This window comes from Cryobacterium sp. 10I1 (assembly GCF_035019805.1).
In the GTDB taxonomy this organism is placed as follows: domain Bacteria; phylum Actinomycetota; class Actinomycetes; order Actinomycetales; family Microbacteriaceae; genus Cryobacterium; species Cryobacterium glucosi.
Genome location: NZ_JASJVF010000159.1, coordinates 1 through 7,795, shown reverse-complemented (window position 1 = coordinate 7,795; position 7,795 = coordinate 1). Strand labels below are relative to the sequence as shown.

9 protein-coding genes are annotated in these 7,795 nt (G+C 67.7%); 2 read left to right on the top strand and 7 right to left on the bottom strand.

What is annotated here, in order from left to right; genetic code table 11:
- From QN345_RS13090 to QN345_RS13060, 7 genes are all read right to left on the bottom strand, one after another.
- Window positions 1-1,379: protein kinase domain-containing protein (locus QN345_RS13090; RefSeq protein ID WP_323508729.1), on the bottom strand; the 1,379-nt coding region annotated here is incomplete at its 3' end.
- A 56-nt stretch (window positions 1,380-1,435) separates the two neighbouring features.
- Complete coding sequence (locus QN345_RS13085; protein ID WP_416172960.1) at window positions 1,436-1,756, bottom strand: DUF6458 family protein; 321 nt, start codon at window positions 1,754-1,756, stop codon at window positions 1,436-1,438.
- A gap of 43 nt (window positions 1,757-1,799) precedes the next feature.
- Complete coding sequence (locus QN345_RS13080) at window positions 1,800-2,468, bottom strand: histidine phosphatase family protein (RefSeq protein ID WP_134446656.1); 669 nt, start codon at window positions 2,466-2,468, stop codon at window positions 1,800-1,802.
- A 71-nt stretch (window positions 2,469-2,539) separates the two neighbouring features.
- Entirely contained in the window at window positions 2,540-2,866 is a 327-nt protein-coding gene (locus tag QN345_RS13075) for a putative quinol monooxygenase (RefSeq protein ID WP_134446657.1), read from the bottom strand.
- Window positions 2,863-3,669, bottom strand: a complete 807-nt coding sequence (locus QN345_RS13070) for an ATP-binding cassette domain-containing protein (protein ID WP_134446658.1) — start codon at window positions 3,667-3,669, stop codon at window positions 2,863-2,865. Before QN345_RS13070 ends, QN345_RS13075 begins: the two co-directional genes overlap by 4 nt.
- Entirely contained in the window at window positions 3,666-4,712 is a 1,047-nt protein-coding gene (locus tag QN345_RS13065) for an ABC transporter permease (RefSeq protein ID WP_241975475.1), read from the bottom strand. The genes QN345_RS13070 and QN345_RS13065 overlap by 4 nt, the downstream gene beginning before the upstream one ends.
- Window positions 4,713-4,804: 92 nt before the next feature.
- Window positions 4,805-5,902, bottom strand: coding sequence for a substrate-binding domain-containing protein (locus QN345_RS13060; protein ID WP_134446659.1), 1,098 nt, complete (start codon window positions 5,900-5,902; stop codon window positions 4,805-4,807).
- A 188-nt stretch (window positions 5,903-6,090) separates the two neighbouring features.
- Here QN345_RS13060 and QN345_RS13055 point away from each other — a divergent pair, with 188 nt between their 5' ends.
- Both QN345_RS13055 and QN345_RS13050 read left to right on the top strand, forming a co-directional pair.
- Window positions 6,091-7,086 (top strand): LacI family DNA-binding transcriptional regulator, encoded by a 996-nt coding sequence (locus QN345_RS13055; RefSeq protein WP_134446887.1) that lies wholly within the window; start codon window positions 6,091-6,093, stop codon window positions 7,084-7,086.
- Window positions 7,083-7,795 (top strand): carbohydrate kinase family protein (locus QN345_RS13050; RefSeq protein ID WP_323508728.1); only part of this gene is annotated, 713 nt, incomplete at its 3' end. The genes QN345_RS13055 and QN345_RS13050, both read left to right, overlap by 4 nt.

Here is a 7,795-nt window from a genome sequence, read left to right as displayed (position 1 = left end):
GCGGATGCCGGTGCGGGCCGGGTGAGGTCCCTGCCGTACTCGAGCCGCAGTTCCAGTTCGTTCATGACCAGGGCGGCGAGGTCGCCCAGGGTCTCGATCTCGGCATCCGTCACGGTTCTCGGCTCGAAGTCGAGCACGCACAGCGTGCCGAGGTTGAATCCGTCCCGGGTGCGCAGCGGAACGCCCGCGTAGAACTGCAGGCCGAAACCACCGGAGACCAGGGGATTCGCGAGGGCGCGGACATCCGTGCGCGCATCTTCGATCACCCAGGGCCTGTCCTGCATGATCGCCGAGGCGCACAGGCCAGGGTCTCGGGAGATCTGTTCGAGGTCGAGCCCGGCATGGGACTTGAACCAGATCCGGTCCTGGTCGACGATGCTCATGATGGAGATCGGCACCGAGAAGATCCTGGCGGCGAGTGCCGTGATCCGGTCGAAGGTTCCGTCCGGAGGCGTGTCGAGGATCTGCAGGCGCGCGACCGCAGCCATCCGCCCTGCTTCGTCCGTCACGAGGGGACTGGTTTCCTCGCCCCGGTGCCTGCCCGTCTCCGTGATCACGGCCTGGCGGAGCGCGAGCACCACCTCGCCGATGTCCGGCCGGTCGGCGGGGTCCCTGGCGAGCATGGTGGACAGCAGGTCGCGCCAGGCCGGCGATATCGACGCCGGGATCACCGGATCGCGCAGGAGTCGGGCGACGGCCGCCGGAACCGGCTGGCCGGGAAAGGCGAGTTCCCGGGTGAAACACTCGAGGAGCACCAGTCCGAGAGCGTAGATGTCACTCGGCGGTCCCACTTCCTCGCCTCTGGCCTGCTCCGGGCTGAGGTACGCCGCCGTTCCCGACGTCATGCCGCCGTTGGTCAGGCGCTCACTCGCCGGGGACAGCGCGATGCCGAAGTCGGTGAGCTTGGCGCGCGCCCGGAACCGGCTGCTGTACTGGGCGAGGAGGATGTTCGCCGGCTTGATGTCCCGATGCACGATGCCTCGCCCGTGGATATACTCGAGGCCCTCGGCCAGGTCATAGCCGACCTGGGAGATGTTCCGCACCGACAGCGGACCTTCGAGGAGTCGCTCCCGGAGGTCGACGCCGTCGATGAGCTCCATCACCAGGAAGATCTGGCGTCGGTCGGGCGTGGCCCGGTGCACACCGACGTCGAAGAGCGTCACGAGGCTATGGTGACTGAGGCTTGCAAGCACGTTGATCTCGGCCTGCTGGCGCTGGATGTCGTCCTGTTCGATGGCGACGGTCGTGAATACCTTGATCGCGACATCCCGGCCGAGCCTGTTGTCGGCGGCCCGGTAGACGGACGCCATGCCGCCGCGTCCGATCAGCTCCTTGAGCTGGTAACGGTGGCCAAGAAGCCCTGTGGGTTTCGCGGTCATCTGACCCTGTCAGTGTCGAGGTTTCGGTTCGCCGGGATATCCCGAACCTGGCAAATTCAGATCAGCGGGTCGCGCTCGGTCGTCTGCCGGGTGATCTGTTCACCGCTGGCAGGATCGACGGCGGACCGAGTCGTTGAAACGGACTGTCGCCGCCGCGTGATCAGCACGATGCCGAGGATGACTCCGACAAGTCCGGCGAGCATCAGGATGTAACCGATCGTCTTCAGGTCGATTCCTGCGACCTGGAGATCGACGGCGAATGCAAGGATCGCTCCCACAACAAGGAGGAAGATTCCGGCGCCAATGCTCATCGTGTTGTCCATTCTTCGGGATGCGGCGAGGCCGAGTCCGAGCGATCCGGTGTCGTACAGTTGCATCAGATTAGCCTAGGTACACCGAAAAGAGAACCGGTGGGCGCGCTCAGAATCCACGGTCCGCCGGCAGTCCGGCGGGTCCGGACGAGGCGGGGGCACTCGTCAGGACCTCGGGGAGGACGCTGCCGATCCAGCTTTCCGCGGTCCACCCCGTGAGCGGCGAACCGGTGACGACGATCGTGCCGGTATTGCTGAGCGGATTGTCCGACACGTAGCCGGCGTGGAGGTTGCTGCAGGAGTACCCCGTCCAGGCGCGCAGGATCGCTCCGTGGCTGACGAAGGCGACGGTCTCGTGCCCGAGATCGTCGGCCTCCGTCACGACCCGGTCGAACCGGGCGAAGGTGTCCCTGCCGGACTCTCCTCCGGGCATCACGGTGTCGAGGTCGCCGTTCGCCCAGGCCAGGAACGTCGTGCAATAGGCGTCAACGGCTGCCCGGTCGTGGCGGCCCTCGAGGTGGCCGGCTGCGACCTCGCGGATGTCCTCGCGGACGCGGGCCTCGAGTCCCCGTGCCGCCGCGAGCGGTGCCGCGGTCTGCTGGGTGCGTACGAGGGTGGAGACGTAGAGGGCGTCGATCGTCACCGATTCGAGGGCGGCCACGAGATTCCCGGCCTGCTCACGGCCGAGCGGCGTGAGGTCGGCGCCGGGGTGCGCGGTATCGAGGAGACCACCGACGTTGGACACCGTCTGGCCGTGCCGGATCAGGATGAGGCGCATGGTTACCTTTCGGGACGCCCGGTCGTCGGGCATCCGCTTCTAGGATGCCCAACGACCGGCCCTCGCAGAAATCAGACGGTGAGAGGAGTCAGCCAGGTCAGCTCCGATCCCTCGCCCTCGATCAGGTCGCCGAGGGCTGCGTTGAACACGGCCCCGTAGGCCGCCGTGATGTGCGCCTGGAACGCTTCGGCGTCGCGGTACACCTCGTACACGAAGAACTCGAGCGGGTCCGAAACGCGGCGGTGCGGGTCGAAGGTCACGTTGCCCGGCTCCCGGCGAACGTCGACGGTCAGGCCGGCGAGGAGCGCGGCCACCTCGTCCCCGCGGCCGGGGAGGGCGGTGAATTCGGCGTACAGGGCGACGGGCTCGCCGGGATGCGTGGGCGGTGTGATGGTCATGCCTTCCTGGCCCCGGTCATGATCGCGACGGCATCCGTCATCGAGTGCGACTGCGGCGTGATCGTCGCGGCGCACTTGCCGAGGCGCTGGATGTGGATACGGTCGGCGACCTCGAACACATGCGGCATGTTGTGGCTGATCAGGATGACCGGGATGCCCCGGTCGCGGAGGTTCTTGACCAGCTGGAGCACCTGGTTCGACTCGCGGACGCCGAGGGCCGCCGTCGGTTCGTCGAGGACGACGACCTTGGAACCGAATGCCGCCGCGCGCGCGACGGCGACCGCCTGGCGCTGACCGCCGGAGAGGTTCTCGACCGCGACGGTGACGTCCTGCAGGGTGCTGATGCCGAGGTCGGCCAGCTCCTGCCGCGCACGCTTCCGCATGCCCTTCTTGTCGACCATGCGGAACACCGAACCGAGCAGGCCCGCACGCCGCAGTTCACGGCCGAGGAAGAGGTTCGAGGCCACGTCGAGGGCCGGGGATACGGCGAGGGTCTGGTAGACCGTCTCGATGCCGGCGGCGTGCGCGTCCTGGGGCCGCTTGAACTGCACGGGCTTCCCGTCGAGGGTGATCTCGCCCTCATCGGCGACTTCGGCGCCGGTCAGGCACTTGATCAGGGTGGACTTGCCCGCACCGTTGTCGCCGATGATCGCGAGGACCTCGCCGGGGTAGAGCTCGAGGCTGACCCCGTCGAGGCCGACGACGCGGCCGTAGGTCTTGACGAGCTTCGTTGCCGTGAGGATCGGCTCTCGGACCACGGACGGTCCTGCGGCCGACGATGTGCTGCCATCGAGGAGGGTCATTTGCGTACCTTTCGAATCCACTGGTCGACGGAGACAGCAAGGACGATGAGCACGCCGACCGCGAAGGTCTGCCAGAGCACATCGAGTCCGGCGAGGGAGAGCCCGTTGCGGAAGACGCCGACGATGAGGGCGCCGAGCAGGGTGCCCCAGATCGTTCCGCGGCCGCCGAAGAGGCTCGTGCCGCCGATGACGACGGCGGTGATCGAGTCGAGGTTGAGGTCGGTGCCCGCGTTCGGCGAGGCCGCGTTACTGCGGCCGATCTGGATCCAGGCGCCGATCGCGAGAATCGCCCCGGCGGCGAGGTAGACGCTCATGAGTACCCGGCTGACGCTGATGCCGGCCAGGCGGGCAGCCTCCTTGTCGTCGCCGACGGCGTAGACGTGCCTGCCCCATGCGGTCTGGGAGAGGATGAAGGCGATCACGACGTAGAGGACGAGCATCATCAGCACGCCCATCGTGAAGTTGACCCCGCCAATGGAGAACGTGGTCCCCGTCCAGGTGAGGAGGTCGGGCATGTCGCCGCCGCGGACCGTCGCGCCGTTCGAGTACAGCAGCGTGAGCGCCACGAAGACGTTGAGGGTGCCGAGGGTGACGATGAACGGGGGAAGCCGCAGCCGCGTCACGAGGAAGCCGTTCAAGGCGCCGGCCGCGAGTGCGACGAGGAGCCCCGCGAGCAGGCCCACGACCGGCGAGACGCCGTTCTGCACCGTGAACTGGGCGATCACCATCGAGCTGAGCACCATCACAGCGCCGACGGAAAGGTCGATGCCCGCGGTGAGGATGATCAGGGTCTGGGCGATGGCGAGGGTGCCGACGACGGCGACCTGCTGTGTGATGAGCGAGAGGTTGGCCGGGTTGAGGAACCGCTCGTTGAGCATCCCGAACACGATGATCGCGATGACGAGCACGACGGCCGGGCTGATCGCCGGGTAGCGGTGCATGAGGCCGCGCAGCCGGCTGAGGGGAGTGGTGCGGTCGAGGAATTCCTCGGCCAGGTCATGCGGGCCCGTTGCCGGGTTCGCGGTTTGGGTGGGCTGGGTCACGATGGGCTCCGGTTTCCTAAACGCCTACAGGGAAGCCCCGTGGGATGCCGGAATCGATTCTCGGCACCCCACGGGAGCGGTAGCGGCTCTGGCTAACCCCAGCAGATGCCGGATGCCTTCGTCGTGTCGATCGAGTCGACCCCGGTCTGCGGGGCGTCGGTCACGAGCGCGACACCGGTGTTGTAGAAGTCGAGGCCGGGGCTCGTGGTCGGCTTCGCACCCTTGTTGATCAGGTCGACGATCGCCTGCACGCCGAGTTCGGCCATCTTGACCGGGTACTGCTGGGCGGTCGCACCGATGATGCCGTCCTTGACCTGCTTGACGCCCGCGCAGCCGCCGTCGATCGAGACGACGATCATGTCGGTCTTGCCCGCCGCCTTGAACGCCTGGTAGGCGCCGTAAGCTGCGGGTTCGTTGATCGTGTAGACGACGTTGATGTTCGGGTTCTTGCTCAGGAGCGTCTCGGCCGCGGTGCGGCCGCCGTCCTCCGCGCCGTTCGTGGGCTCGTTGCCGACGATCTCGTAGTCGCCGCCGCTGTACGTTCCGGTCTTGGCTTCGTCACCGTTCTTGGCCTTGTCGGCCGTGTTGATGCCCATCCCGTCCAGGAAGCCCTGGTCGCGGTTGACGTCGACCGAGACGATCTTGTCGCCGAAGAGGTCGAGCATCGCGATGGTGGCCTTCTGGCCGGCGAGCTTTGCAGCGGTCCACTTGCCGATGTCCTGGCCGGCGAGGTAATTGTCCGTCGCGAAGGTGATGTCGACGGAATCCTTGTTCGTCGGCGGCGTGTCCAGCGCGATCACGAAGAGGCCGGCGGCGCGGGCCTTGACGAGCGCGTCCTCGACGCTGGGGCCGGTCGGGGTGATCAGGATGCCCTTGTCGCCCTTGGAGATGGCGTTCTCGACGGCGGTGATCTGGCTCGCCTCGTCGCCGTCTGCCTTGCCGGCAGCGAGAGTGAGGGTGACGCCGGCCGCGTCTGCGGCCTTCTTGGCGCCGTCTTCCATTGCGACGAAGAAGGGGTTGGTGGTGGTCTTGACGATGAGCGAGACGCCGATCGGGCCGGAGGCGGCCCCCGTGGTGGAACTGCTCGAGGCGTTCGAGGAACAACCGGCGAAGCCGATCGTGGCGAGCGTGGCGACCGAAGCGGCGGCAATCATCCGCGTGACGGTGGATTGTGTGGTGGTGCGATTCATCTTTGAATCTCCTCTTGCTAGGGGGGAGGGTGCTCCCTGACAACGATGTCAGTGATCATCTTCAGCGGTGAATGTAATAAGGTCAAGTGCAATCGTGAGGCGGAGACCAAACTGTGACATCGATGTCAGGACCGGAAGACTGGGCTGCGAGCCCGGTGGACGTCGTCGACCCGCGTGCCCGCCCCACGATGAAGAACGTTGCAGCGCTCGCCGGGGTCGGCGTGAAGACCGTCTCCCGGGTGATCAACGGTGAACCGAATGTGTCGCCCGCCACCATCGCCCGGGTGCGTGCCGCGGCCGAGAGCCTGGACTTCCACCCCGACCTGCATGCGGGCAACCTGCGCAGGGCCGACGGCCGCAGCAGCACCCTCGGCCTGCTCGTCGGCAGCGTCGGCAACCCGTTCTCCGGCGCGATGCACCGCGCCGTCGAGGACGCGGCCAACGCCCGCGGAGTCGCGGTCTTCGCGTCGAGCCTCGACGACGACCCCGACCGTGAAGAAGTCGCGGTGTCCGCGTTCCTGCGCCGTCGCGTCGACGGCCTCATCCTCACGACCGTGTCGAAGAGCCAGAGCTACCTCCTGCCCGAGTTGCGCCGCGGCACTCCCGTCGTCTTCGTCGACCGCGAGCCGGCCGGCGTCGAAGCAGATGTCGTCGTGAGCGACAACGCGGCGGGTGCGGCGGCCGCGACGCGGCATCTGCTCTCGTACGGGCACAGGCGGATCGCCTTCCTCGGCGACCGGGCCGACATCCAGACGGCGCAGGAACGCCGCCGCGGGTTCCTCGAAGAACTCGGGCGGGCCGGGGTCGCGACCGCGGACATCCCGGTCATCACCGGCCTGCACGACGAGGACGCCGCGAACCGCGCGCTGATCGCGTTGCTCGAGTCGGAGCATCCGCCGACCGCCGTGTTCAGCAGCCAGAACCTCATCACCATCGGCGCGGTGCGCGGCCTGCGCGAGCGGGGCGCACACCACACGGTTGCGCTCGTCGGCTTCGATGACGTGCCTCTTGCCGACCTGCTCGAACCGGGCGTCACGGTCGTCGCGCAGAACCCGCACGAGATCGGCCGGCTCGCTGCCGCACGGATCTTTGCCCGACTCGACGGAGACCGCTCCGCCGGGAGAACCTATGTTGTACCAACCGAGCTGATCACTCGCGGATCAGGGGAGATGAGACCGAAATGACAGAAAACCAGACAGCGCCAGGCACAGAGACTGCGGGTGCGGGGGCGACCCGCCCGCGCGTCGTCGTCGTCGGCGACGCGCTCATCGACGAGATGCGCGAACCCGATTCAGTGCAGGAGTTCCCCGGTGGGGCGGCGCTCAACGTCGCCGTCGGCCTCGCCATCCTCGGCGTGCCGACGACCCTGATCGCGATGGTCGGCGACGACGCAGACGGCGCCGTGCTCCGGGACTTCATCGCCAGCTACGACGTGGAGCTGATCGCGACGCCCGGACCCTTCGGGAGCTCCCGGGCGACGTCGGACCGCACCGACGGTGAGCCGAGATATGCCTTCAACGAGGCCGCGCAGAAGCGGCGCATCGAATTCGGTCCCCGGGAGCGCGCCGCCCTCGATGCCGCGCCGCTCGTCGTCGTCAGCTGCTTCCCGTTCGACGACACCGCGCAGACGGATGAGTTCCTCGCCGCGGTCGGCGACGGCGAGCACCGCCTCGTGATCGACCCGAATCCGCGGGCAGGGATGCTGCACGACAAGGCCCGCTTCGTGGAGAACTTCGAGCGCGCCGCAGCGAGCAGCCTGCTGACCAAGGTCGGCGACGAGGACGCGGAGCTCCTCTACGGCAGCAGCCTCGAGGAGTTGCGCGAGCGCCTCGTCGCGAGCGGAACGCACCACGTGCTCGCGACCGCTGGCCGCGCAGGGGCCTCGATCAAGAC

Bases quoted from the DNA above. Each gene is read 5' to 3' on its own strand.
- QN345_RS13085 (WP_416172960.1), bottom strand. From the start codon at position 1,756: ATGCAACTGTACGACACCGGATCGCTCGGACTCGGCCTCGCCGCATCC.
- QN345_RS13080 (WP_134446656.1), bottom strand. From the start codon at position 2,468: ATGCGCCTCATCCTGATCCGGCACGGCCAGACGGTGTCCAACGTCGGT.
- QN345_RS13075 (WP_134446657.1), bottom strand. From the start codon at position 2,866: ATGACCATCACACCGCCCACGCATCCCGGCGAGCCCGTCGCCCTGTAC.
- QN345_RS13070 (WP_134446658.1), bottom strand. From the start codon at position 3,669: ATGACCCTCCTCGATGGCAGCACATCGTCGGCCGCAGGACCGTCCGTG.
- QN345_RS13060 (WP_134446659.1), bottom strand. From the start codon at position 5,902: ATGAATCGCACCACCACACAATCCACCGTCACGCGGATGATTGCCGCC.
- QN345_RS13055 (WP_134446887.1), top strand. From the start codon at position 6,091: ATGAAGAACGTTGCAGCGCTCGCCGGGGTCGGCGTGAAGACCGTCTCC.